This window comes from Psychrobacillus sp. FSL W7-1493, from assembly GCF_038004905.1.
GTDB lineage: Bacteria > Bacillota > Bacilli > Bacillales_A > Planococcaceae > Psychrobacillus.
In genome coordinates, this window is record NZ_JBBOSB010000001.1 from 327,319 (window position 1) to 351,380 (window position 24,062).

Annotated in this window: 28 protein-coding genes and 1 other annotated feature; of the genes, 20 read left to right on the plus strand and 8 right to left on the minus strand. The window is 36.9% G+C overall.

The annotated features are described in order from the left end of the window. Nucleotides 1-30: 30 nt before the first annotated feature. Nucleotides 31-690: a hypothetical protein gene (locus tag MKX96_RS01660; protein WP_340881480.1), complete on the plus strand. Its 660-nt coding sequence runs from the start codon at nt 31-33 to the stop codon at nt 688-690. A gap of 97 nt (nt 691-787) precedes the next feature. On the opposite strand, the gene MKX96_RS01665 is transcribed toward MKX96_RS01660, so the two are convergent. The 6 genes from MKX96_RS01665 to MKX96_RS01690 form a co-directional block, all read right to left on the minus strand. Then, nucleotides 788-1,813, minus strand: coding sequence for a PTS transporter subunit IIC (locus MKX96_RS01665; RefSeq protein ID WP_340881482.1), 1,026 nt, complete (start codon nt 1,811-1,813; stop codon nt 788-790). Between the two features lie 295 nt (nt 1,814-2,108). Continuing rightward, the gene (locus MKX96_RS01670; protein WP_340881484.1) at nt 2,109-2,939 is read right to left on the minus strand and encodes an energy-coupling factor transporter transmembrane component T family protein; all 831 of its coding nucleotides are present in this window, start codon (nt 2,937-2,939) and stop codon (nt 2,109-2,111) included. Continuing rightward, complete coding sequence (locus MKX96_RS01675; RefSeq protein ID WP_340881486.1) at nt 2,911-4,644, minus strand: ABC transporter ATP-binding protein; 1,734 nt, start codon at nt 4,642-4,644, stop codon at nt 2,911-2,913. Before MKX96_RS01675 ends, MKX96_RS01670 begins: the two co-directional genes overlap by 29 nt. Nucleotides 4,645-4,662: 18 nt before the next feature. Continuing rightward, nucleotides 4,663-5,220 (minus strand): ECF-type riboflavin transporter substrate-binding protein, encoded by a 558-nt coding sequence (locus MKX96_RS01680; RefSeq protein ID WP_340881488.1) that lies wholly within the window; start codon nt 5,218-5,220, stop codon nt 4,663-4,665. A gap of 40 nt (nt 5,221-5,260) precedes the next feature. Then, the gene (locus tag MKX96_RS01685) at nt 5,261-6,118 is read right to left on the minus strand and encodes an SAM hydrolase/SAM-dependent halogenase family protein (RefSeq protein WP_340881490.1); all 858 of its coding nucleotides are present in this window, start codon (nt 6,116-6,118) and stop codon (nt 5,261-5,263) included. A gap of 71 nt (nt 6,119-6,189) precedes the next feature. After that, nucleotides 6,190-6,461 (minus strand) — a binding site (T-box leader). A 47-nt stretch (nt 6,462-6,508) separates the two neighbouring features. Next, a complete protein-coding gene (locus MKX96_RS01690) occupies nt 6,509-7,066 on the minus strand; it encodes a GNAT family N-acetyltransferase (RefSeq protein WP_340881492.1) in 558 nt (185 codons plus the stop codon). 280 nt (nt 7,067-7,346) lie between these two features. Between MKX96_RS01690 and MKX96_RS01695 the strand changes: the two genes are divergently transcribed. Continuing rightward, nucleotides 7,347-7,796: a GNAT family N-acetyltransferase gene (locus tag MKX96_RS01695; protein WP_340881494.1), complete on the plus strand. Its 450-nt coding sequence runs from the start codon at nt 7,347-7,349 to the stop codon at nt 7,794-7,796. 49 nt (nt 7,797-7,845) lie between these two features. Here the strand turns inward: MKX96_RS01695 and MKX96_RS01700 are convergent, their stop codons facing one another. Then, on the minus strand, nt 7,846-8,319 hold the full coding sequence (locus MKX96_RS01700) for a nucleoside 2-deoxyribosyltransferase (RefSeq protein ID WP_340881496.1): 474 nt from the start codon (nt 8,317-8,319) through the stop codon (nt 7,846-7,848). A 106-nt stretch (nt 8,320-8,425) separates the two neighbouring features. On the opposite strand from MKX96_RS01700, the gene MKX96_RS01705 reads away from it, so the two are divergent. Continuing rightward, nucleotides 8,426-8,980, plus strand: coding sequence for a histidine phosphatase family protein (locus tag MKX96_RS01705; protein ID WP_340881498.1), 555 nt, complete (start codon nt 8,426-8,428; stop codon nt 8,978-8,980). A gap of 32 nt (nt 8,981-9,012) precedes the next feature. On the opposite strand, the gene MKX96_RS01710 is transcribed toward MKX96_RS01705, so the two are convergent. Beyond that, nucleotides 9,013-9,312 carry a YiaA/YiaB family inner membrane protein gene (locus MKX96_RS01710; RefSeq protein WP_169358373.1) on the minus strand — a complete coding sequence of 100 codons (300 nt, stop codon included), beginning with the start codon at nt 9,310-9,312 and terminating at the stop codon, nt 9,013-9,015. Between the two features lie 206 nt (nt 9,313-9,518). Between MKX96_RS01710 and MKX96_RS01715 the strand changes: the two genes are divergently transcribed. The 17 genes from MKX96_RS01715 (at nt 9,519) to MKX96_RS01795 (ending at nt 23,841) form a co-directional block, all read left to right on the plus strand. Further along, entirely contained in the window at nt 9,519-10,307 is a 789-nt protein-coding gene (locus tag MKX96_RS01715; RefSeq protein WP_340881501.1) for a GNAT family N-acetyltransferase, read from the plus strand. 13 nt (nt 10,308-10,320) lie between these two features. After that, nucleotides 10,321-10,671, plus strand: coding sequence for an NIPSNAP family protein (locus MKX96_RS01720; RefSeq protein ID WP_340881503.1), 351 nt, complete (start codon nt 10,321-10,323; stop codon nt 10,669-10,671). Further along, complete coding sequence (locus MKX96_RS01725) at nt 10,664-11,587, plus strand: alpha/beta hydrolase (RefSeq protein ID WP_340881505.1); 924 nt, start codon at nt 10,664-10,666, stop codon at nt 11,585-11,587. The genes MKX96_RS01720 and MKX96_RS01725 overlap by 8 nt, the downstream gene beginning before the upstream one ends. Then, a complete protein-coding gene (locus MKX96_RS01730; RefSeq protein WP_340881507.1) occupies nt 11,580-12,218 on the plus strand; it encodes a kinase in 639 nt (212 codons plus the stop codon). Before MKX96_RS01725 ends, MKX96_RS01730 begins: the two co-directional genes overlap by 8 nt. A gap of 144 nt (nt 12,219-12,362) precedes the next feature. Further along, on the plus strand, nt 12,363-12,827 hold the full coding sequence (locus MKX96_RS01735; RefSeq protein ID WP_445678206.1) for a GNAT family N-acetyltransferase: 465 nt from the start codon (nt 12,363-12,365) through the stop codon (nt 12,825-12,827). A gap of 463 nt (nt 12,828-13,290) precedes the next feature. Then, the gene (locus tag MKX96_RS01740) at nt 13,291-13,713 is read left to right on the plus strand and encodes a hypothetical protein (RefSeq protein WP_340881511.1); all 423 of its coding nucleotides are present in this window, start codon (nt 13,291-13,293) and stop codon (nt 13,711-13,713) included. Nucleotides 13,714-13,755: 42 nt separating this feature from the next. Then, on the plus strand, nt 13,756-14,529 hold the full coding sequence (locus tag MKX96_RS01745) for a hypothetical protein (RefSeq protein ID WP_340881513.1): 774 nt from the start codon (nt 13,756-13,758) through the stop codon (nt 14,527-14,529). Between the two features lie 49 nt (nt 14,530-14,578). Further along, complete coding sequence (locus MKX96_RS01750; protein ID WP_340881515.1) at nt 14,579-15,598, plus strand: hypothetical protein; 1,020 nt, start codon at nt 14,579-14,581, stop codon at nt 15,596-15,598. A gap of 850 nt (nt 15,599-16,448) precedes the next feature. Beyond that, nucleotides 16,449-16,856, plus strand: a complete 408-nt coding sequence (locus MKX96_RS01755) for a hypothetical protein (protein ID WP_340881517.1) — start codon at nt 16,449-16,451, stop codon at nt 16,854-16,856. 41 nt (nt 16,857-16,897) lie between these two features. After that, nucleotides 16,898-17,671 carry a hypothetical protein gene (locus tag MKX96_RS01760; RefSeq protein WP_340881519.1) on the plus strand — a complete coding sequence of 258 codons (774 nt, stop codon included), beginning with the start codon at nt 16,898-16,900 and terminating at the stop codon, nt 17,669-17,671. Between the two features lie 68 nt (nt 17,672-17,739). After that, nucleotides 17,740-18,666 (plus strand): hypothetical protein, encoded by a 927-nt coding sequence (locus MKX96_RS01765; protein ID WP_340881521.1) that lies wholly within the window; start codon nt 17,740-17,742, stop codon nt 18,664-18,666. A 131-nt stretch (nt 18,667-18,797) separates the two neighbouring features. Next, entirely contained in the window at nt 18,798-19,835 is a 1,038-nt protein-coding gene (locus MKX96_RS01770; protein ID WP_340881523.1) for an ATP synthase beta subunit C-terminal domain-containing protein, read from the plus strand. A 606-nt stretch (nt 19,836-20,441) separates the two neighbouring features. Continuing rightward, on the plus strand, nt 20,442-21,701 hold the full coding sequence (gene ltrA, locus MKX96_RS01775) for a group II intron reverse transcriptase/maturase (RefSeq protein ID WP_340885825.1): 1,260 nt from the start codon (nt 20,442-20,444) through the stop codon (nt 21,699-21,701). Between the two features lie 223 nt (nt 21,702-21,924). After that, on the plus strand, nt 21,925-22,410 hold the full coding sequence (locus MKX96_RS01780) for a DUF2243 domain-containing protein (protein WP_340881525.1): 486 nt from the start codon (nt 21,925-21,927) through the stop codon (nt 22,408-22,410). A gap of 1 nt (nt 22,411) precedes the next feature. Beyond that, the gene (locus tag MKX96_RS01785; RefSeq protein ID WP_445678171.1) at nt 22,412-23,230 is read left to right on the plus strand and encodes a cytochrome c oxidase assembly protein; all 819 of its coding nucleotides are present in this window, start codon (nt 22,412-22,414) and stop codon (nt 23,228-23,230) included. Further along, nucleotides 23,227-23,379: a hypothetical protein gene (locus tag MKX96_RS01790; protein ID WP_340881529.1), complete on the plus strand. Its 153-nt coding sequence runs from the start codon at nt 23,227-23,229 to the stop codon at nt 23,377-23,379. Before MKX96_RS01785 ends, MKX96_RS01790 begins: the two co-directional genes overlap by 4 nt. 21 nt (nt 23,380-23,400) lie before the next feature. Then, nucleotides 23,401-23,841 (plus strand): DUF2512 family protein, encoded by a 441-nt coding sequence (locus MKX96_RS01795; protein WP_340881531.1) that lies wholly within the window; start codon nt 23,401-23,403, stop codon nt 23,839-23,841. Nucleotides 23,842-24,062 lie beyond the last annotated feature (221 nt).

The window sequence follows — 24,062 nt, forward strand, 5'->3', positions numbered from 1 at the left end:
TGAGAGTAGAAGCTAAAGAGGAGGATAAAAATGAAGATCCAGCAAATTGATTTGTGGGTATCTAACTTAGAGGAAGTGGTCATCTTTTACCGGGATACATTAGAGTTTCCTTTAACGTTATGGAAAGCTACCGAGGCCACATTTCAAATTGGGAATAGTTTGCTTAGATTTATTAAGGACAGTGAAGCCAGGGATACTTTCTATCACTTTGCTTTTAATATACACTCAAATATGTTTTCAAAGGCTAAAATATGGCTGCTACAACGTGTAACGTTATCTATAGAGGAAGGGAAGGATGAGGTAGAATATAGTGGTCATTTTAAAGCAAAGTCCTGTTATTTTCAGGATCCGGCAGGAAACGTTGTGGAGTTTATTGCAAGAGAAGCAATTACACCAAAGTCGAATGCTATGCACTTCACTTCAAACAATGTTGTTGAAATTAGTGAAATTGGATTAACTACCCATAATATCATTGAGTTCGCAGACCAAATAATGGACCTAGGCATCCCTTCACAGGATGGAAAAATAGTGGACGAACCAGAACATTTAAACTTTATGGGGCATCAGGAGGATGGGGTATATATATTGCTTGGACCTGTAGGTAGGAGATGGTTGTTTTCCGATAAAAGAGCAATAGCTTCGCCAGTGACAATCTACACAGACAAGGGCATTATAAGTAACATTTTATAAAATTAGAGGCTAGGATAGACCTGCCTCATTACATAAATGAAGCTCCTTAAATCTACTGTCTGTAAATGTAAGGAGCTTTTATTTGTTATGACCGTATTTACTGGACTTCCATATGTAAGTCTCCAGTTTTAGCCCATCCTCGTTTTTTAAGCAGATGATAAGCTGTCATAGAGATAACTGCCGGTACAATAACGCCTAACACGATATACATAAGAAGCACTCCAATACCTTGGTTTGCTAGAACATTTAAAGGAGCGATGAATGAATTTAGTCCAAGCCCGGCTAATGTATAAGGTGCCTCAAAATTAAATAATAAGATAGCAATCGGAGCACAAATAATTGAAGATAAAAATGGCCCAATTACTAACCGTGGATTTTTCACCAAATTAGGTACTTGAACTTTAGGCGTCAAGAACGATTGTGCAATGTTCGCACCTAAGTCATTTTCTTTAAAGGACATAGCTGTCCATCCTGCAAATTGTGCTGTACACCCGATTAATGCTGCCGCACTAGATACTGGGTCTAGTTGTAACGCAATGGCGATTGCTGCTGAGGAAGCAGGGGACATAAGGAAAATACTCCACACCAATGCAATAACAATCGATCCAAGTAAAGGAGATCCAGAAACAGAACCAGCAATAAACTCACTTAATTGCTGTAACAAAGGGGTAGTCACAGCTGCTAAACCAACCCCCGCGACACCACCTATAAGGATGGCGCAAAAAGGAATCGCAAGCATATCAAGCTTTGTTTTTCCTGCAATACGTTTTCCTACCCAGATAGCAACCACGGCTGCTAGTACTGCACTAATTGGTTGTCCTGTTGTCAAAACCCATAATCCATCTTGTAGTATGAGAGCATTCGCTCCAATGGTGCTACAGGCCATCGCACTAAAAATAACTAATGTATTCCCTCCGAGCTGATAAGCGATACCTGCACCAATTGCTGGGGCAAGCATCAATTGAGCAGTTTTCCCAATAGCCATAAAACCTTCCCAGCCTGTAAACGTACCAATAGTTTCAATAAGTAGTCCAATTCCTAAAGTGACAAGAACGGCGTTTGCTAGTCCTTGGGAACCTCTGTACATTCGGTCGATTAGGTATGTCTTAGTTGCTTGATTCATGATGATTCCTCCTAGTTATATAATATATCGCATAAAATATACCGAATGTATTAAAAATAAATAGTCCTTATTTGGACTAACGCAATACATTATATGTGAATAATAAAAAAATATTATTCCAACCTTTTAAATTGTTATAATATTAATATAATTTATAATGACAGTCAATACTTATTTTTAAAAAGATAAAAGGGCTTCTCCTAAAGAGAGGCCCTTTGAGATTAACTTTTAGGTTGTTCCAATTTCATAACACCTACTACATAAGAACATTTTCTAGTAAGACGTCAATAATGATTCACGTGAATGGATTAAAAAACCTTCCATTGTTAATAAAAATAAATAAAACCATTAATAAAAATAATGAAGATGATATTAGAATAGCGATTAAATCTCTTTTTCTGAACTCCTTTAAGCTAAACCAGGAGCGAGTTTTAAATTTACCGAAACCGCGAAGATCCATTGTATTGCTGACTGTTTCAATACGTTCCAGACTAGAAAAAATAAGTGGCATTATAATAGAGCCAGCATTTTTTATTCGGGTAAATAGTTTTTCATTATTAGACATGTCCACCCCGCGAGCCTGCTTGGAACGAGAAATTGTTTTAAAATCCCTTTGTATATCAGGAATATAGCGTAGAGCAATAGAAACCGAGTAGGCAAGTCGATAGCTTACACCGATACGGTTTAGAGAAGCTGCAAACTCACTTGGATGTGTGGTGACTAAGAACAAAAGAGCAGGAGGGATTACTGCAAAATATTTCAACGTAATATTTAGTTGGTAAAACAATTGCTCCTGCGTAAGTGTATAACGCCCCATGGACCCAGTAATAGGGTGGTAGGTACCATAAATAGTTGTCCCATGCTGAGGGGCGAACAAAAATATGGCTATATTGTTTAATAATAAAAACACGAGGATAAAACCAAGTACTAAGCTGATATCCTTTAATTTAATATCCGATATATAAAACAAAATAAAGCTACCGAGCAACAGCACCATTAAAACTCTTGTGTCATACGTTAACATTGCCGCAGTGGACCAAAGTAGGAAACAGATCAGCTTGGTTGAACCTGTTAGGCGATGGATAATAGAGTCACGATCAAGATAGCTTAGCAGTTCGTTGCCCATTAAATCGCACCTCCCGATCATACTGTATAAATTGCTCTACAAAGTCAGAGGGATGCTCAATTTTGAGCTGTTTAGCAATCTCATATAAGGAAGATTCCTTTAAATTAGCCTCTAGAATTAAAGAGGGATTCGACAGGATATGGGCTGGTGAGTCATCCACTAATATCTTCCCCTCTGTTAACACGATTGCGCGGTCTGTATATTCCGTCATTAGGTGCATATCATGGGTAATTAATATAATGGATGTACCCTGCTTCGTTAAATCTTCTAAGAACATCATTAGTTCTGTAGTATGCTTGTAATCCTGCCCCGCTGTAGGCTCATCCAATAATATAATTGGGGGCTCAATGATGAGGATAGAGGCAATTGATAAACGTTTTTTCTGTCCATAGCTCAAGGCTGCAATCGGCCAGTTTCTGAAAGGGTATAATCCACAAGTCTTTAATGTTTCCTCCACTCGTCTCTTAACTTCCCTATCTGATAGTTCAAATTGAATAAGGCCAAAAGCAACTTCATCGAAAACTATTTGCTTAGAGAACATATGATTTGGATTTTGGAGGACAAAGCCTACACGATGAGCTCGTTCCTTGATAGAGTCGTTAATCGCATTAAAACCCTCGAAATATATAGTGCCTTCAGTAGGTCGTTCAAAACCACAGATAAGAGAGGAAAGGGTAGATTTACCGGCTCCATTGGCTCCGATAAGGCTTATCATTTCTCCTTTATGTAATTGAAAAGACACGTTTTTAATAATGTCTAAATGATTACCATAGTGGAAGCTGATGTCATCAAGTGTCAGGACAGGCTCATTTTTAAAACCAAGCTGAATTGGAGAGCATCTTGCATCGCTAAATGTTTTTAGCTTCTGCCGGAAGGAGTCATTTACAATGCTGTCAACCTTAGTTAGGTTGGGGTGATCACTCAATTCACACCCAGCATATTTTAAGGCTTTAATGTAAAGTGGTTCTCGTATCCAATTATCCGTTAATACCGATCCTGCCAATAGCTCATTAGGGCTGCCGTCTGCAATTATCTGCCCGTGATTCATTAATATAATGCGATCGATAGGTTCTGATAAAACATCCTCTAATCTGTGTTCTACAATGATAATCGTTTTGTTGCTATCTGTATGAAGCTGATCAATTAGTCTCATTGCTCCCTTCCCAGAAGCGGGATCAAGGTTAGCGAGAGGTTCATCAAACAATAGAATATTCACATCGTTTACTAAAACGCCAGCAAGAGCGACTCGTTGTTTTTGACCGCCCGAGAGCTCATGAATACGAGCATCTAAATGATTGGACATTTTTACTAAAGCGGCTGCTTTTTGAACGCGTTCGTGCATTTTTTGTGTGGGTACAGCATTATTTTCTAGGGAAAAGGCTATATCCTCGCCTACAGTAAGGCCAATAAACTGACCATCCGTATCCTGGAGAACCGTACCAACCTCCTGTGAAATGGTAAAGAGGTCAAGCTCTCTGGTCTCTCTCCCATGAATGGTAAGGTTTCCTGTCATACTGCCTTTAAAAGCAAAAGGCGCAAGCCCGTTCAGGCAATGAACGAGCGTGCTTTTACCAGAGCCGGATGGTCCGACAATAGCTACTTTTTCCCCTTCGTAAATCGTTAAGTTGATATCGTGCAAAGTAGGTTCGGATTGACTATTATATTGAAAGCTAAAGTGTTTAAATTCGATGACTGGCTTTTTCATGTAAATCTCCTTATCTACTTATTCCTCGTAGCTCAGGCTTCCTTTTTTGGTTCTTGTCTTTGCATACGCAGTAAGCAATAGTGTACCTAGAATTGCAACTGTAATAATATTAGAAGCAGCAGCGACGATCCCTTGTGTAAATACTTTATTTGCAGGCTCTGCATAAATAAGAATGTCCAATAATGGAGCTATTAAAGCCCATGCAATAACTTGAACAACGATTTGAACAATGTTAAATAATATAATGTGTTTTTTACCAAACTCTCCATCCTCAAAAGAAAACTTCTTAAAATATAATCCGATACCTAATCCAACAAATGCGGATGAAATGACCCAACTCCACCATATAGAACCATAAGAAGTAAGGTCGTTTAAAGCATGACCAAATAATCCAACAAATAAACCCGCTATCGGTCCAAAAATAGCTGAAATGAGTGCTAAAAAAGCATAGGATGTTTGAATTGTCGTATTAGGTATACCGGTAGGGACTGCAGCAAATTTAGCTAGAATTAGGAACACAGCTGTTCCGATACCTATTGCAACAACCGTCCTAGTTGAAAAGATAGATTTTTTCATTTCATTTCTCCCCCTATATATTTTATTGCCAGTCATCCAATTAAGTGATTGTAATAACAGCTTTCCGAATCGTTATTTCTGTATTAGCACCTGTTGAAATCTTATAGGTATCAGCGAAGGAGCCTTGATTTAAGGCAATTCCTATATTATCAAGAGAATTCACATACATGAGTGCATCCCCTAACTCTGCGGCAGCGAAAGAACGACCATACGTAACTACTCCCTCATACGCTACCTCCCCGTTAATAGAAAGCGAAACGTCAAATTTCTCTCCATATTCTACATTCAGCTGCTTAAACTGTAGACGGTGAATATTAGTCCAAAGATTGCCGAATGGTCGATCTATGACATCAATGACTCCTGTAATCGAATTATTTTCAATAACTGCCTCCTTTAATGGCAATTCCACGATAAAAGATGTATGGATAGAGGGTCCGACGTCCTCCAAATGAATGTCACCAGAAGCAAGTCGTGCCCCTGTATAAGCAAAAATGTCACGTCCATGAAACGTGTGAGATTCTCCAGAATTCGGTAGGCGGTTTTTTGACTCATCAATTTCTCTCACTTCTTTAATACCAATAAATCGATTAATGTGGGTTAATGTGCCATTGTCTGGGGTGACAATATATTGATCGTTTATGGTCTTAGCAACTACACTTCTCCGGTCCGATCCAACGCCAGGGTCTACTATGGAAACAAATACTGTATCACTTGGCCAATAGCTGATGGTTTGTAAGAGACGATAAGATGCCTCCCAAATATTGTATTGAGGAATTTGGTGTGTCAGATCAAATAGCGGAAGTCCACGCTTCACACTATTGGCTACCCCGTGCATAGCACTTACCGCACCGTCGTTGATACCAAAATCTGATTGAAATACTAATAACCCTACTGTCATGTTAAAACACTCTCCTCATTATTTTTGGAGGAGAGCGAATTAAAAAACTCGCCCTCCTCAATCATTGGATTGAAAAGGACGAGATACTCGTGTTACCACCTTTATTCACTACTTATTCACATAAGCAGCCTCAGCAAGTACAGAAATTCCGTTAATATGAAATTCTAGACTGTGGTGTGGATAACGGGTACCAATCCCGCTAGCATCTCAGGCGCAGGTAACTGCACGTTCAATGTAGTGCTCAGAGGCCATTGTTCAAATGGTGTTTTCTGCTTCTTTTCAGCTACCGAAGCTCTCTTTGAAGAAAACCGCTCATCTTACTTTTTCTCTTCATCGCATTAACTTATTATAGTGAATTTACAATTAATTCTGATAACTGTCAAGCTTTTTTTAAAGTTCTTTTATACTTTCTTCCTGTGCCTTTTCCCATTCTTCTCTTAAAATACCCATTCGAATGGAATCATAGTAAACACCATTATATAAGCGGACTTTACGAATTCTTGCCTCCATAGACATTCCAAGCTTTTCTCCTACCCGAATCATCCGTTTATTACCTGACCAGGTCGTATAGCCTACCCGGACAAGTGGCATTGTAGTAAAAAGGTGGTTCATCCAAAGTCTCATAGCGCGGGTTCCTAGCCCTTTACCCCAGCTTGGAGCTTCATGAAAGCCTATACCCATCTCAAGCCATTTAGAAGGTTCATGCTCCCAATAATATGACACAATCCCACGTATTATTCCATCCACTTCGATGCCCCAAAAGCTTTTACTGTCCACGTAGGATTCTGCTTTTTCCATAAAAACATCATATGGAGTTGGCTTATAGTCGTAATAGGGTGCATCCCATTTTTTCCACTCCGGCTCCTCATCTTTACACATTAATTCCCATAATCTAGGTAAATCATTATACTGAATTGGTCGTATGATTAATTCTTGATCTTGATACAAGTTGTTTTCCTCTTTTCATTTTAGGTCTATTTTTTTCTGTTTGTATTGAAAAGAGAAATGTTAGAAGTCTACTTTTCAATCACCATTAGTTTGTTTTTCATTCTCTATCAGTCCCTTCGATACTAGTAAACTAATTATATAATAATTTTAGAAAAATGAAAAAATAAAAAATGTATCGTGGTATAATTTTACTAACTGAATAATGAAAGGGGATAGTTCTATGTTTTGTACATTAGCTTTTATAGAGGTGAAATGTAGCTAAATAAAAAGGAGAGTCAAAATGAAATTAGAAACTGAGAGATTAGAAATTATCCCTTGTACGGAAGAAACTGCTCAAATAGCTGAAAAGCAGAGCTATGATAATGGACCACAGATTTCTATGTCTTTAGAGATGCTTAAAGCTGATCCTACCTCATTGGGTTGGGGAGCGTGGCTGGTGATAAAGAAAAGTGATGGTCAGGTCATTGGGGATATTGGTTTTAAGGGAAATCCTAATGTAGATAAACAAGTAGAGGTTGGCTATGGTTTATTAAAGGAGTATTGGAGTAAGGGCTATGCAACAGAGGCAGTAGGCGCCATCATTCAATGGCCTTTTGCAACCGGTAAGGTGGATGCAATTATTGCTGAAACACTTTCCGATAATCTTGGCTCCATGCGTGTATTAGAAAAGCTAAATATGCAAAGAGTAGGAACTTCTGAGCAAATGGTCAATTGGAAATTGGTGAAATAAAACAAAAAATCCTGTGATAAAAACACAGGATTTTTTATAAATATATGTATTAATTTCTCAAGGCTTTTCCTAGCTCCTCAATCGAGCTAACAATGACGCCGTTTTGCTTGATCAGTCCAATAACAAACAAGTTGCGGTACATAAATTGATTTTCGGTTCCATCTTCAATTAATGCGTTAATTTTTTTCTTATTTTCTCGACCTTGTTGGCGCGTATCGGTATAGAGTGCATAAATTGGACGATTTAACATAGAGAATGCACCAATTTCTGCTGCAACACCAGAATCTATTTCAACTCCATCAATTACGGCAACAAGGAAGTCACTCTTCTTCAGGGCATCGATGTCTGCACTAGCGATAAGCAGGCTATCTGCATAGGCCGTTTTATCATTAATTGCTGCATTTTCCTGTGGTACATATAAGTCAACGCCTGGGAGTGAAGCTCGAATCTCCTTTGCTACTAGTTCATTTACTAAACGATCTCCTAATCCAAATAATCCATTTGCTAAATAACCTTTTTTCATCATTCATCCTCCTTTTCCATCTTTCATTGTAGGGAATTTTATATGAAATGCATAGGTAAAAAGGAAATAAGATTATTAAAAGAAAATATTAAAAGGAGAAATGTATATGCATAACAAAAGATTATATTTTATAAGACATTGTAAGGCGGAAGGACAAGAAGAAAATGCTGTTTTAACATTGGAAGGTGAAGCAAGTGCTAATGATCTTGTATCTGTATTAGAAAAATTACAGATTGACTATTTGATCTCTAGTCCATTCCAGCGAGCAATACAAACAATCCAGCCGTTTTCTTTTCATGCAGGTTTGCAGATACATACCCATGAAGGGTTAGGCGAGCGTATTTTAAGTAAAGAGCCTATGGATGATTGGCTAGTGCAACTAAAGAAGACTTTTGAAGATAAAGATCTTACCTTTCCCGGTGGAGAATCTAGCCGAGAGGCGCTAGGCCGTATTTTGAATGTAGTAAATGAGGTGTCAGGTATAAAGGGTGTTAAAAATGTGGGAATAGTGTCTCATGGGAATATCATGTCTCTATTATTCAATCATTTTGATAGTACATTTGACTTTGACGAATGGAGTCGCATGAAAAATCCAGACATTTTCTTGCTAGAAGGCTCAAATATTAGTCGTGTAGAAATAGAAAAAATCCTGTCTAATTAAAGGCAGGATTTTTGTCATAATATAATATGCTTTTAAGATTCTTTACTGCTTGAGGAGCTTGAAGGTATACGAATATTGCTCATTTGACGTTCTTGTTCTTGCTCAGCGATTATATCGTTGTCCTCAGCATTATCACGCGTAACCTTTTGGGTAAGGATTGCCCCTACTGCTACTAAAATCATTACTGCAATATAATATCCTTTTTCGTTTAGCTGCAAATTATCTGCATTGTATAGCCCGATACTAAACATGACGACCCCTGCAAAAAAAGTGAAATAAGCTAGCACCGTAAAAGCCATCGTATTTCTTCGTCTATACCTCTTTGTATTCATGACATACGCCCCTTTGTATTGGTTTTAATTGTTATTATATGAATTATATTCTAGCATGAAAGAATAATAGTGTAAAATATTCTAAAGTATATGATTATTGTTAAAGGTTTATAATTAGACATATTTCGTTATTATTCTCTAGCTTTAGAAATATAGTCAGATGCCAGCACTTGGCAAGGTATAAATAAAATAATAGGAGATGGAAAATGAAATATAGCATACCGGAATTAGCAGAAATACAAACACTAACATCTAGAATAAATACAATTCAATCATTACCAGATAATCCTATGGGAGCAGAGCGAATAGTAAAAGGCAATACCCATGCTTTTGCTGTGAAGGAAATACCGGGACCTGCTTTTAATACGGTGAGAGGATTAAATAGTTACGATTTAAAATACTTAGATGAAATCCTTTTCTTTTATAAGGAGCTATCTGTTTCTTTTCGAATAGAGGTTACTCCACTGAATAGTTCTGATCAACTGTTTCGCAAGCTATCAGATATGGAATATTATCAATCTGGTTTTCATTCCTCCTTTATAAGGTCTGTCTCTAGTAGTAAAAGTGGAAGTTTGTCGACAACTATCGAAGTTCGTCCTCTAAAAAAGGATGAATTTGACTTGTTTTCATCTATCTATGTAAATGCTTTCGGTCTGCCAACTTTTATACAAGACGGGATACAGCAAAACAACCAAATATTATATGACGTGCCGGGCTGGAGTTTTTACTTAGCACTTCGACAAAATGTCCCAGTAGGCATTGGAGTTTTATATGTGGAAGGGGAACTTGCCACCTTGGCAGCTGCCGCAACTCTACCAGCTTATCGGGGAATGGGAGTGCAACGTGCACTGCTAAATAAGAGGATAGAGAAAGCGGTGGAGCAGGGTGCAAAGTATATTACTAGTGAGGCTGTTTTCGGAAGTAGTAGTCATCGAAACATGGAACGTCAAGGGATGAAGTTAGCCTATACGAAAGCTATATGGACAAAGCGCTAAGGGAGTGATGGGCATGTTTTATCGAAGAAAGTATTATCGTGTAAAGGAAGAATTTGTGGAGAGCTTCAACAAGCTATTCAACGAAATTAATTTGCCGAATCAGTTAAAGCATGGCTCTCGCTTAGTAGGAAGATGGATGACGGCTACAAAAGACGATTTAGTCGAGATTTTTGCCATTTGGGAATATAACAGCTACGAGGAATATTTGCAAATAGAGGCTGCAGTAAGAAGTGATCAGCCACATGTTGCAAGCGTTAAAGGATGGTATGAACAATATGGTGGCAAGGAGTATGTTCAAGAAAATTTTTTAATAGAAGTAAAAGATGAAAGAATAATATCAACGGTAGAGAAAAATTATGACTAAAATGCTAGCTGCTTTTCTAAGAATGGGTTTAGGAATTGCCTTATTTCCATTAACCATATGGAATATAACCATGAATCACAAAAATAAAATAAATCCTCCAGGCAATATTATTAAAACTAAGAACTCTAATATACACGTTATATTGGAAGGAGAGGGGCCAGATGTAGTCATATTAGAAGCGGGATTAGGCTCTATCTCTATTGACTGGTCCGAAATTCAGCCCAAAGTTTCTAAGAGTGCTAAAGTATTGTCCTATGATCGAGGGAATTACGGGTGGAGTAAAACAAGACGACAAACTCTAACTGCACTAGATTATGTAGAGGAGTTAAAGGAGCTGCTGGAAAAGTTAGATCTTCAACCACCTTATGTTTTAGTAGGGCATTCCTTTGGAGGACTTATCATGAGGCTATACGTAAGTTTGTATCCAGAACAGGTGAAGGGTCTACTCCTAGTCGATGCTGTGCATGAGAACCAGTATGCTCCTGGTAACCAAAACAGAGGATTTAAACGGTTGGCGACTTTTGGGTATGTGACTTCTCTTATTGGTCTGCCTAGAATATTAAAGAAAAAGGCAGGAAGAAAGTTTTTGGCTGGAGAGAAAAATCATTATTTAAATTATACTGGATATACAATGGGCGCGTATCAAACGATTTATCAAGAGTATAGGGATATTGCCATTTCAGCAGATCAATTAAAGAATGCAAAGCCCCTTTTAAATGACTTGCCTGTCACTGTATTAAGTTCTAATAATCCCGAGAAAAGATGGGTTCAACAGCAGCTTTTGTTATCCAAGTTAACAGCCAGGACAGAGCATATCCAAACAGATAAAGGTCACTCTATTCATTTGGAGGATCCTTACGTAGTTACCAATGCTATTATCAAGTTATTAAACACAGGAGAATCCAAAAATGTTTAACGTACAACAGATTTTAACAAAAATAAAAAGCTTAAACCGTCCTTTTGTTTTGGGGGTAGACGGGTTAAGTGGGGCAGGAAAGACTACTTTTACGGATCAACTAGCCCAAGAACTGGAGGAGGCGGGTCATAAGATTGTTATTATCCACCTTGATGATTTAATAGAAGTTCGGGAAAAGCGTTATAACACCGGGCAACCAGAATGGTATGAATACTATAGCATGCAATGGGATGTTTTATACATTCAGGAAAGCTTGTTTAAGTCAAATCATGAGAAGGCAAAGGTTCTTCAGCTTAAATTTTATATTGCCCAAGAAGATCAGTGCTTATCAAAGGATATACCCCTGAAGGACTGTACAGTTCTATTAATTGAGGGGGTATTCCTTCAACGCAAGGAATGGCGTAGTTTTGTTGATTATTTAATCTATTTGGATTGTCCGAGAGAGATTCGAAACGTACGGGTGTTGAAGCGAGATTCTTATATAGGAGATATGGAAGCACGACTAAATAAGTATGAGCGGAGATATTGGAAGGGTGAAGAGTTTTACTTAAGGGAAGAAAAGCCATTGGAACAAGCAGATCTAGTTTTAGATGTAGAAAATGCTTCTATCATAAAAAATGTGCAGCAATAATAACGTGTTGCGTATATACGTTAACGCTAAATAGAAGGATACAAAGCTAGTCTTGTAGAATAATATTTAAAATTTAATTTTACGAGGGGGATGAAAGTGTTTAACGAGGTTAAAATCGAACAGTTAACATCTACCGTAGAACATATGGAGGAGCTTTCTGAGCTACTAATACAAGTGGTAGAAGACGGTGCCTCTATTGGCTTTTTGCCTCCAATGGAGCTAGCGGATGCCATGGATTATTGGGAAGACGTCTTAACCCCTGAGGTTATCTTGTTTGTTGCAAAAAGGAATAATCGTATTATTGGTAGTATCCAGCTCCAACTCTGCAGTAAACAAAATGGTATGCACCGTGCAGAGATTGCTAAACTTATGACTCATCCCCATTACCGGAGAAATGGAATAGGACGTCAGCTAATGGAAAAAGCAGAAAATAGAGCTGCAAGAGAGGGTAGAACCTTAATAGTTTTGGACACAAGGGAGGGCGATGCTTCAAATAATTTATATACTTCTCTAGGATACATACAGGCTGGCAAGATTCCCGGTTATGCCAAATCTGCTAATGGGGAAATGAGTGCGACGATTTTTTATTACAAAGAGATTAATGAATGAAGAGCAGCCAGCCACCTAATTCAAAGAGAAGAAAAAGACTTTATGGGTACTAATTATAAAGTCTACTAATGTAAATATATAAATTAAAAATGAGATTAAAGTGATGCATGCTATAAAATAGCATGCATTTTTTGTTTTTATGAATCTTTAGACTTATATAATGCGCAAAATATAGAATAAAAGATAGAAAGTGGGTATCTTTTTACCTGTTTTAAAGGTCAGAAAATAAAATAAAATGACTTTCTTTGTAGAAAAGTCAGAAGTTTCAGAGAATGTATTGAAACCATTTATGATAAAAGTATAATTATGGTTATCTTCTGTTACGAATTAATTATGAGATAACTAGAAGTGGTGAAAAAAATAAACTAAATATCTAGTGGGAGGAGTTTATAGTGAGTATATAGTAATAGTTGCAGAGTCGGTTGTTAGGGAAATTAAATGCAGTTAGAAAGGGATGCCGACTATGAAAAAAATAGTAAGCATTATCTTGGGATTGTTAGTCCTATTAGGAATAGGGTCTAACGCCATTTATGCAAGTGGCATGACACCAGCCCCTCTCTCTAAATGGTATGGGCAATTACTTACGAAAGAGAGTGAGCGGAATAATGTTTTATCTGAAGTAGAAAAGACCTTTGAAGAAGTAAATGCGTTCATAATGGAAAGTCTAGGACATTATCATCATACTCTTCAAAAGACTATCGAGAATCAGATAAAAGAATCAAAGGACGGTATTGAGAATTACCAACAGGAAGTTGAAACTCAGTTAAACCAATCAGTTAACGAGTTAAAAAAAGAAAACCTTAGCGATTACGTGGACAGTAAAAAAATTGAAGACGAAATCGATCAGGACATACAAGAAGTACTATATGAGGTATTTGGTAATTAACGAATTAGTATAAAAAATATAAAATCTAAGGGAGATATTAAAATGATGAAAACAGTAAAAGGTAAAGTAGTCGCAGGAACATTAGCATTAACGTTATTTGCAGGAGCAGGAGTAGCATTCGGAGCTTCAGATGCTGGAACAAACTTATTAAGCTGGTATAACAGTAAATTTGGGGTAGCTCAACAAGAAGTTATTGGTGGGGTTAAGCAAAACGTAACAGGTAAAATCACAAAATTAGCTGGTGAGTATCAGGGATTAAAAACAGGGGCAACTAATAGTATTAATAAGACTGGGGCGGATGAAGTTGCTGCAAAAAACACTGCAATAAAAGCTGAAGCTCAGGAACATATAGATGCAGTAAATGCACAGAAAAATGAAATCGCGGGTTATATGGAAGTACAATTTAATCAGCTTTACGATGCTGCTAATATTATTATTAATACAACTGGTGCGGAAGCAGTGAAATACGCTGAAGGAGATTTAGAAAAACACACGGTAGATAAAGGGTCAGCTGCTCTTGGTAGCTTGAATGAAGATTTAAATGCTACAACGGCTAAAGCTGTTAACGATTTGACTAAAGCGATTAATGACGCGAAAAGTTCACTTCAGACACAACTAAACTCTGAAAAGACTGCTACGAAAAATGAAATTATCGCTGCAATTGACGCTAAAATAATCGAGTTAAGAAATACTGTTACTGAAAAAAGAAACGAATTAGTTGTAATACAACAAGACCTTATTACAAAAAAAGCAACTGAACTTGAAGGACAGGCTTTCGCAAAGTTAGATAGCATTGTGTCTGGCATTAATAAATAATCTTATAATACTAAATAAGGGCCTCCATTTATAAGAGGTCCTTATTTTTATGATTGGAGGAGAAGATATGCTAAGTAGAATAGAAAAGTATAAAAGAAAGCCGATTAAAAAGGTAGCCATGATAGCAGGAGCTCTTTGCTTGTTTATTGGTCTCGGCGGTGGTGTTAAAACAGCTTTAGCTGATCAAGACGTTCAACTATTAATGGAAAAATGGTTTTTAAAAAAACAAGACGAGTCACTAAAAGAAATAGATAGTGCCATAAGTACTGAAAGAGATGTACTTATGGAACAATTGAAAGATCAATTAAATACAGAGATGCAACTAGCTGAAAAACAATTGGCGGAGTTTACAGCTATTCAAAAGCGAACTCGCATTGAAGCTTTACAAGAATATGCGAATAACATAAAAGCAGAGATGAACATAGATAATAGTGAGCAACAAGCTGCAATTATGAAAAACATAGATATTATTTTAGAAAATGCAAAAGCGCAATTAGATGGTCAAGCTTCTAATTTAAAACTATTGCCGATTCAAGTTCCTACTAGTTCTGAAGCCGTTCCTACACCTGTAATGATACCAGTGCCGGAAGAAACAGAAACAGAAACAGAAAAAGAAAAAGAAAAAGAAAAAGAAAAAGAAAAAGAAAAAGAAAAAGAAAAAGAAAAAGAATTTATTCAAGAACCATCACCAGTATCAAAACCTGAGAAAGTAGAAGCTGATACTTATATAAATGAAACAAAACCAGCTGAAGTAGTAAATGAGATAGTGACAGCAGATATTTATTCCATCACGGATTGGTTTAGTATGCCTAATATACAAGAGGTGACTGTGGAAGAGTTGGTGATTCCATCAGATGCTTTTTCTATAAATAGTACATTTTCTGACATATTGATGAATCCACAGGCAGCTGTTGCCATGCGAAGCATTTTAAAGGGAATTGAAAAGCACCCCCAGTTCAGTCAAATACAATACAAGACTATTGACGAAATGTCTAGAGTATCTCCCTCACTCTTCAATGAAACTATTTTATATTTACTTAATAAATCTTTAAAAGAAATAAAGATATAAATTTTTAGAGACTGGGACAAAACTGACATTAAAATAGAATAGCTACTGATATTTTACGAAAGTAAAATATTAGTAGCTATTTTTTTACATGAAAAAAGACGACTTTGTTCTATAGAATTGGAATTAAAACAATCGAACGTAATCAGACTTCACTATTTAATACGTAAAGAATCAACTGGGCTAGTAGTCTATTAATAGTGTTTGAATATGAAACCTCTACGATTGTTCCTTTCGAAGTTTTTGTAAGAAAGCAGAAGAAGGGCCGAATCGTAAAAATACGGAATGGGAATAAAAAATATATGTAACACAAAAGCTTTTAAAGAAATAACAGAGTTATCTATCGTCAACGTAAAACTGACGTGGATCCAGTTTTTGATTTTTGAAAGCTAATTTAGGTATTACACGATTTTCGTAGTTTTGATGACTCCACTTTAACTAGCTAGCTTAGGACCTATTTATGAACAATCCTCTTTTTATTCGTAAGTAATAATATATATATAAGGCACGAAAATGTATAATTTTCAGCATTTATCAAAATTAGATGAAAAAATACCTTTTAGGGAGATATAAGGTTCCATTAGCCTGTCTATTTAAGTCGGAAATAAGAATATTTTGACTATTTTTGTATTATTCTAAGAAGTTTTATCGAATAGATTGAAATGAATTGAATCAAAAGTATAATAATCTTAATCTTCTGTTAAAAAGCAAAGAAATTTAACAGAAGTAGAGGTGAAATAGTCTATATACCTATAGAAAAGGAGGGTAATTAAGTAATTAGGTTCATTGTCTGAGGTACTTTTGTCTTAAAAGAAGAAAGTGACTGGGGGGAAGTGAAATTCGGAAAATAGTAGTGGTTATTACATTTATACTACTGGTTTTTGTTGGTTCTAGCTACATCTCGGCAAGTAGTATTAACTATTTTGCTCTGGGAAATTGGTTTATCAAAGTTCAGGAAATAAAGGAACAAAAAGAAGTTGACGAGTCTATTAGTAATTCGTTAGTAGGATATGAAGTTATTCTTAAAGACTCTTTACAGTACCTAACTAACTCTATTCAAGAAAATATTTTAGAAAAACAAATCGATCGTTCTAAAAAAGAGATTACAAAAACACAAGGAGAATTTAAGAGTGAGTTAAGTGAAGTTGTAAGCGATCTTGAAAACATGAATTTGGATGAACCAGCTATTGAGAAGGAACTGGAAGAACAACTGGAACTAGATATCGAAAATACATTTATAAAAGTACTAGAAGGAATTTAAATAAACTATTAACTACTACTAACTAAAAGGGGATATTTAGGATGATGAAAACAGTTAAAGGGAAAATAATTACAGGAACAGTGGCTGTTACATTACTTGTTGGAGCGGGATCTGCGTTTGGGGCGTCTAATGCTGGTGAAATGCTACAAAATTGGTTTAATACGCAGTTTGGTGCAGCTACCGAGGAGTTTGATGAAACCGTTGGTGGATATCAAGACGATAAAACATTAGTAGCATCAACTCAGTACGGGGCTTTAGAGGCGAAAGCTACCAATAAGATTGGTGAATCTCAAGAAGACTCTACTGCAGGTGCTGCTTCTAAGATTGATAAAGACTTGCAAGAGCATAAGGCAGCGTTAGAGGCGAAAAAAGTAGAGCTTACTAATTACACTAATGCTGAGTTCACTAAAATTTATGAGACAGAAAAAGAGAATATACGTCTTCTCTGGTTAGAGGCAAATCGAAAAGCAGAAAGAGATATGGAGGCACATACGATAGCCGAAGGATCTGCTGCTTTAGATACATTAAATGCTGAATTAGAAGCTGCAACAACAGCAGCACTTTCTGAGCTAGAAGCAGCAATAGAAGCTTCCAAGTCAGGTCTTCAGGCTACCATTGACAATCATGTGGACACTAAAACGGATGATTTGAAAGGAAAAATAGATAAGGAATTAGCAGACTTTACGCTTTGGACACAAATGATGACTAACTTCATGATTCAGACCCAAACAGATGCAATAGAAGCAGCTGCCAAAGATTTAGAGACTGCTGCGTTAACTTCTATGCAGGATTTAGTAAATGGGATAAATGAATAAGAGTAAAAAAAACTCTCTGTAAGAGTTCCTCTTTAGAAGCTCTTATACCTCAAAATGGAGGTAGGGAAATGGGAAAAAATATAAAAAACTATAAGGTTATCCTCTTTATTTTTGTCATTCTATGCAGCATGACACTAGGTGGGGGACTAAAATCGGTACTAGCCGATCAGGATATAACACTCATGATGAGCAATTGGTTTAACAAGAAAAAAGAAAAGTCCATAGTAGACCTAGAAAAGGCTATTTCAGAGGAAAAAGATATTCTGTTAAAGGACTTGGAAACTTCTTTATCGAAGGAAATGCAAAAAGCTTCTGACGAGTTGGTTTCATTTACTGCACTTGAAAAGCAAACTAGAATCAATACCTTAAATGAGTATGCGAAGTCTTTAAAATCTCAAATGAAGATAGATAATACAGAACAGGAGAAAATAATCCAAGCTAACCTGGATGCCATTATCGCACAGGCAATTGCACAAATGGATGGACAAGCTGCTGAATTCAAATTAATAACTATTCCTTCTAACGATAGTGAAAAAGAAAAAGAAGCTCCTATAAGCCCTGATGATGAGACGGAAGAAAATAAGGAGGAGAATGAGAAGAAGCCTGTTAAGCCTATTTCTGAAGAAGAAAAAGAAAAAAATCCAGAAGCAGACCAAACTTTAATTGGACAACCAATAATTGAGAGTGAAGTAAAAGAGGTTGATATATATGCAGTTACAGATTGGTTTACTGCCCCTAATACACAAAATGTTATAGTAAAAGAAATTGAAATTCCAGAGGGTGTATTTTCTATTAATAGTACATTTTCCGATATTTTAATGAATCAACAAGCTGCAGATGCAATGCGTAGTATACTTCGGGGAATTGAAAAACATCCACAATTTACTGAGATACAATACAAGACAATAGATGAAATGTCACGTATTTCACCATCCATGTTCAACGAAACTATTTTATATCTATTGAACAGTTCATTAAGTCAAATAAAGACATAGTGTTATTGAGTACTAGGTTAAGCAACCTGGTACTTTTTTTATTTCAGGGTAATTTAAATTACTTTCAAAAATAAATTAATTGCTTTTTAAAGTAATTTATATTACTATTTAAAGTAAGGGAGAGGGTTAATGTGGAAGAAATAAGATTAAATGTCGCTTTGCTTAGAAGAAAGGTACCCAACTTGACGACAGCTGCTAAATCCATTGGGATTCGACCCGCTACTGTCTCCAATTTATGCACAGGGAAGATTGCTTTGGGGAAGGCAGAGGTTAAAACACTTGTAGGTTTAGCATCATTAGCGAACTGCACGGTAGATGAATTGATCATACGGGGGGAGAAGAAGGATATGATTGAAACACAAATCAAGGCATTAGACTTTTTTGCACCACTAGTAAAGGATGGGACGATTGGTTTGGTGGCGAGACCAGGAATGGGTCAGTTGGTTATACTTGCTGAGCTTCTGCATCGTTTTAAGGATAGTAATTACACAACACTGTTTTTATTACCCAAAAAAGAGCATGGTGAGCTTGAAGGAACTATAGAACTAGCCGATTTTGTTACCAATACTATTGATGAAACACATAAAAAGCTCTTAGAGATTCAAGGAGATACAGTATTTATCACAGATAGAAGCTATATTATTTCAGGAGAACTATTGGATTTACAGGAAAAAATGATTGCAGAGAATCTAGATGGGATTACAACTATCTTAGTAGATTTATCTGGAGAGGTAGTAGATGAAGACATGCCGTTTGGTCCTTTAGAAACTATATGGCAGCTAGATGCAGACCTTGCAACTCGTCATATGTATCCTGCGATTCACCCTATCTATTCGACCTCATCTGTCATGGAGGGAATAGATGTTGACCAGCGTCATTTTAGTTTAAGACAGCGTGCACAAAAGCTATTAAGACGCTATAGAGAATTACGTTCCATTGTAGGGGTGCATGGAATTCAAAAGCTTCCAGAGAGTGAACTGACAACCTACGAGCGAGGAGAAAGACTAGAGGCATATTTTACCCAATCATTTTATGTAGCGGAACAATTTACGGGTCCAGGAGTAGCTGTTTCAATAGACCGAACTCTAAATGATGTTGAGGCTATTTTAGAAGGAAAGCAAGATCATACTAAGGTAGAAGAGTTAAAATTTGTTGGGAGTCTCAGTTAAATAATAGGTAGAAAAAGATGCGAAAGACATAGTCCTTCGCATCTTTTTTTATGTGCGCCCGGCATGCGCATGAACTATAGGGTGCAAGTCCCGAACCCCGAAGACAGAAGTAGAGGTTAGCCGAGAGCAAGGGTGTCCGTGGTGACGCGGAATCTGAAGGAAGCTGGAGGCAAATCACCGGTCCGAGGAACACGAATCTCATAGAAGGCTAGGTATGATTGAGTGAGTTTGCATAACAAAACAAAGCTCTTTCTGTCGAAGGTCATACCAAGTAAATGAGGCGGATAGATGGTGTGAAAGTGCATGCGCTTACCCGGGGAGGTCTGATGGAAACGTGAAGTACCCTTCATAACCCACTCCATGAGGAGTGGCTGAACCATCAGAAGTCAGCAGAGGTCATAGTACGAATGGGTCTAGAACCATTCGGAAGGACTGAACAATTAGGAGAGAATAACCCTTGGCTTTCCAACTTGGATGAATGAACACAGAAAACAAAGAAACCTCACGCTTAGAAAGTAGTGGTGAATCCCACGAGGGTATTTGCGGAGGGTGTAGTCCAGTTGGGCAAAAGAAGATAAGTTATTCACGGAAAGGAACGAAATGGCGATGTTGAATCAGATACTGGAACGGAAAAACATGATACAAGCGTTAAAGCGGGTAGAAGCGAATAAAGGAAGCCATGGAGTAGACATGATGCCCGTACAAACCTTACGACAGCACATCCTCGAAAATTGGGAAACCATTAAATCGCAGATTTTGAATGGAACCTATGAACCGCAGCCAGTACGTCGAGTCGAAATCCCGAAACCAGACGGTGGTGTGCGTCTATTAGGTATTCCAACCGTGATAGATCGTTTGATTCAACAAGCTATATCGCAGATATTATCTGAGGAATATGATAAAACATTTTCAGAATACAGCTATGGATTCCGACCAAATCGGAGTGCCCATGATGCCATTCGAGAAGCAAAGGGTTATATAAAAGAGGGTTATCGATGGGTCGTGGATATGGATTTAGAGAAATTCTTTGATAAGGTCAATCATGACCGACTAATAGCAACGTTAGCGAAACGAATTTCAGATAAACCTTTACTAAAACTCATCCGTAAATATCTCCAATCCGGTGTCATGATAAATGGAGTAGTTTCCAGTACAGAAGAAGGAACCCCGCAAGGTGGACCTCTAAGTCCACTCTTATCAAACATCGTATTAGACGAACTTGATAAAGAGTTAGAGAAACGTGGACATAAATTCGTTCGGTACGCAGACGACTGCAATATCTATGTGAAGAGTGAACGGGCAGGGATACGAACAATGGCGAGTATACAACGATTTATTGAAGGAAAACTTCGACTGAAAGTGAACGAAAAGAAATCGGCAGTGGACCGCCCTTGGAATCGAAAATTCTTGGCGTTTAGCTTTACTGCTCATAAAGAACCGAAGGTTCGTATTGCAAAAACAAGTCTACAACGAATGAAGAAGAAAATACGAGAAATTACCTCTAGAAAGATGCCATATTCCATGGAATATAGAATTGAAAAGTTAAACCAATATCTAGTGGGTTGGTGTGGATACTTCGCTTTAGCAGATACACCTACCATATTTAAAATATTGGATAGCTGGATTAAACGAAGATTACGTATGTGCCTTTGGAAGGATTGGAAGAAACCTCGAACAAGAGTCAGAAATCTTACTCGATTAAAAGTTCCTTATGGAAAAGCATACGAGTGGGGAAATACCCGTAAAGGGTACTGGCGCATTTCTAAAAGCCCCATATTACACAGAACCCTTGGCAATTCCTTTTGGGAAAGCCAAGGGCTGAAAAGTCTGCACGTTCGTTACGAAACTTTGCGTCATTCATCTTAATTGAACCGCCGTATACGGAACCGTACGTACGGTGGTGTGAGAGGTCGGGAGTTAATCACTCCCTCCTACTCGATTTTCACGAGGCTAATACTTTTAAAAGTCTCTAGTTGGTTTTTGGCAATATAGAGAAGGTAACGATTCATAAGACTAATGGTTTAAGAACAGTTAATCAGGGAAAAACTAAAATAAAATTTGAGGTAATGCAAACAGAAAGGAGGATATCATGGCATCGATAAAAAGTAATGCACCTACTAAAGAAAATCAGAGGCTTTATTCCACTAAGAATATGTGGACGGGCATATTATTTGGATTAGGGGTAGTAGCCTTTATAGATGAAGTAGTTTTTCACCAGCTTTTACATTGGCATCATTTTTATGACAAGTCTACCACGGACATCGGGCTTGTTTCAGACGGCATTTTCCATGCTTTTAGCTTCTTTGCTACTGTAGGTTCAGCTTTTTTAATGGCAGATCTTCACAGACGCCAAGCATTTTGGCCAAAAAGGTGGCTAGGAGGAATATTTTTGGGAGCTGGCATTTTCCAGCTATATGATGGAATCATTCAGCACAAGCTATTAGGTTTACATCAAATTCGCTACAATGTGGATATATTGCCGTATGACCTAGTTTGGAATATTACTGCAGCTTTAATGATAGTAGTAGGAATTATTTTGTTAAAGCAAACTAGTGTAAAGAGTAGAGGTGTATAAATTGCATAGTCATTCTCATGAAAGCAGCTTAAACACTGATTTTGTACAGATTATACTAGGTGCACCATTTGTTCTCTTGCTGTTCTTATATTTATATGCTGTCTTATCATCAAATAAAAGCAAAAAAAAGTGGCCTATTTACCGAACTGTTTTATGGATATTAGGAATAGCTTTAGCAATGATATCTGTAACGGGGAATCTCGCACAGCAGGCACATACAGACTTTGTTGCTCACATGGTTGGGCATTTGTTTTTAGGAATGCTTGCACCGTTATTGTTGGCTTTAGCAGCACCTATGACACTATTTTTAAGAACTCTGCCAGTCAAAATCTCAAGAAAAATAACAGGGATATTACGAACTAGATTCGTTCACTTTTTTCAAAATCCTATTGTCGCTTCCGTGCTAAATGTGGGAGGGCTTTGGTTATTATACACGACTCCACTATTCGCAATGATGCATGAAGGTACTTTGGTTTATATTATCATTCATATACACATTTTCTTAGCAGGTTATCTTTTTACTATTTCCATCATTTATATTGACCCAACACCATATAGAAAAAGTTATGTTTACAGGTCTGTTGTCTTTATCTTTGCTTTAGCTGGTCATGCAATTCTATCCAAGTATATTTATGCAAATCCACCACTTGGTATATCCAGAGAAGAAGCAGAAATGGGAGGCATGATTATGTATTATGGTGGGGACGCTATTGAGATAGGGTTAATAGTCATCCTTTATTATCATTGGTTTAAACAAACTCGTCCTAAGGCTGAGGTAGTTAACCCTAAACCCATAAATGGAAAAGAGGAGCTAATATGAAGGATAACGCAAAGTATACGATTGCAGGAACTAATATTGATGAAGTCAAAAGGCAAAATGCTAATTCTGGATTAACTTATAATGAGTTAAACGAATTAATAGCTAAACAGTTAAAGGATAAAGAAATAAATAGTCAAAAATCAACTTAAAAGAAAGGACTGTGGTTTTGAATGTATTTCAAAGCATGTCTCATTAAGTTTATTATGACAACAGCCGTCATTTGGATTGTACTAGGTTATTATGGGGTAGAATTATTAAATATTTTTATTACAAGTATTGCTTTAACTGTTTTAGGCTTTATAGGTGATATCTTTTTAATGCCAAAGATCGGTAATGTTCTTGCAACCTTTGGTGATTTCATACTAGCACTTGCAGTAGTTTGGCTAATAGGTACTTACTTATTCGACCCTTCCGTCCCTGTAGGAAGAGCTGCATTTATTATTTCTCTTATATTGATAATCGGGGAAATGTACTTGCATCAATATATAAAATTGTATATTTTCGAACCAAGAGTAACAAATCCAAGCGATAAAGCAGGTTATTATCAAAGAACTCATACACAATTGGAATTCGCAAAAGCTTTTAGTAAAGAGGACTTTAAGAAAAAATAAAAAAATGTATATTTTATCGTTTATAACTCATTCTAATACGGAAGAAGGGAGGTAAAATATAATGTCAAACAACAATAACAACAACCGTAATAACATCAACCGCAATAACAATAACAATAACAACAACAATAACAACAACGAATTCGGTGAGGAATTCAACTTTGAAAACATAAACAACAATAATAACAACAATAACAATGACAGAAACAACCGGAATATCA

Coding starts and splice junctions, on each gene's coding strand:
- MKX96_RS01675 (WP_340881486.1), bottom strand. CDS start 4,644: ATGAAAAAGCCAGTCATCGAATTTAAACACTTTAGCTTTCAATATAAT.
- MKX96_RS01760 (WP_340881519.1), top strand. CDS start 16,898: ATGATGAAAACAGTTAAAGGGAAAATAATTACAGGAACAGTGGCTGTT.
- MKX96_RS01750 (WP_340881515.1), top strand. CDS start 14,579: ATGATTGGAGGAGAAGATATGCTAAGTAGAATAGAAAAGTATAAAAGA.
- MKX96_RS01780 (WP_340881525.1), top strand. CDS start 21,925: ATGGCATCGATAAAAAGTAATGCACCTACTAAAGAAAATCAGAGGCTT.
- MKX96_RS01700 (WP_340881496.1), bottom strand. CDS start 8,319: ATGAAAAAAGGTTATTTAGCAAATGGATTATTTGGATTAGGAGATCGT.
- MKX96_RS01680 (WP_340881488.1), bottom strand. CDS start 5,220: ATGAAAAAATCTATCTTTTCAACTAGGACGGTTGTTGCAATAGGTATC.
- MKX96_RS01670 (WP_340881484.1), bottom strand. CDS start 2,939: ATGGGCAACGAACTGCTAAGCTATCTTGATCGTGACTCTATTATCCAT.
- MKX96_RS01710 (WP_169358373.1), bottom strand. CDS start 9,312: ATGAATACAAAGAGGTATAGACGAAGAAATACGATGGCTTTTACGGTG.
- MKX96_RS01765 (WP_340881521.1), top strand. CDS start 17,740: ATGGGAAAAAATATAAAAAACTATAAGGTTATCCTCTTTATTTTTGTC.
- MKX96_RS01725 (WP_340881505.1), top strand. CDS start 10,664: ATGACTAAAATGCTAGCTGCTTTTCTAAGAATGGGTTTAGGAATTGCC.
- MKX96_RS01730 (WP_340881507.1), top strand. CDS start 11,580: ATGTTTAACGTACAACAGATTTTAACAAAAATAAAAAGCTTAAACCGT.
- MKX96_RS01685 (WP_340881490.1), bottom strand. CDS start 6,118: ATGACAGTAGGGTTATTAGTATTTCAATCAGATTTTGGTATCAACGAC.
- MKX96_RS01790 (WP_340881529.1), top strand. CDS start 23,227: ATGAAGGATAACGCAAAGTATACGATTGCAGGAACTAATATTGATGAA.
- MKX96_RS01740 (WP_340881511.1), top strand. CDS start 13,291: ATGAAAAAAATAGTAAGCATTATCTTGGGATTGTTAGTCCTATTAGGA.
- MKX96_RS01735 (WP_445678206.1), top strand. CDS start 12,363: ATGGAGGAGCTTTCTGAGCTACTAATACAAGTGGTAGAAGACGGTGCC.
- MKX96_RS01705 (WP_340881498.1), top strand. CDS start 8,426: ATGCATAACAAAAGATTATATTTTATAAGACATTGTAAGGCGGAAGGA.
- MKX96_RS01665 (WP_340881482.1), bottom strand. CDS start 1,813: ATGAATCAAGCAACTAAGACATACCTAATCGACCGAATGTACAGAGGT.
- MKX96_RS01715 (WP_340881501.1), top strand. CDS start 9,519: ATGAAATATAGCATACCGGAATTAGCAGAAATACAAACACTAACATCT.
- MKX96_RS01720 (WP_340881503.1), top strand. CDS start 10,321: ATGTTTTATCGAAGAAAGTATTATCGTGTAAAGGAAGAATTTGTGGAG.
- MKX96_RS01795 (WP_340881531.1), top strand. CDS start 23,401: ATGTATTTCAAAGCATGTCTCATTAAGTTTATTATGACAACAGCCGTC.
- MKX96_RS01695 (WP_340881494.1), top strand. CDS start 7,347: ATGAAATTAGAAACTGAGAGATTAGAAATTATCCCTTGTACGGAAGAA.
- ltrA (WP_340885825.1), top strand. CDS start 20,442: ATGTTGAATCAGATACTGGAACGGAAAAACATGATACAAGCGTTAAAG.
- MKX96_RS01660 (WP_340881480.1), top strand. CDS start 31: ATGAAGATCCAGCAAATTGATTTGTGGGTATCTAACTTAGAGGAAGTG.
- MKX96_RS01745 (WP_340881513.1), top strand. CDS start 13,756: ATGATGAAAACAGTAAAAGGTAAAGTAGTCGCAGGAACATTAGCATTA.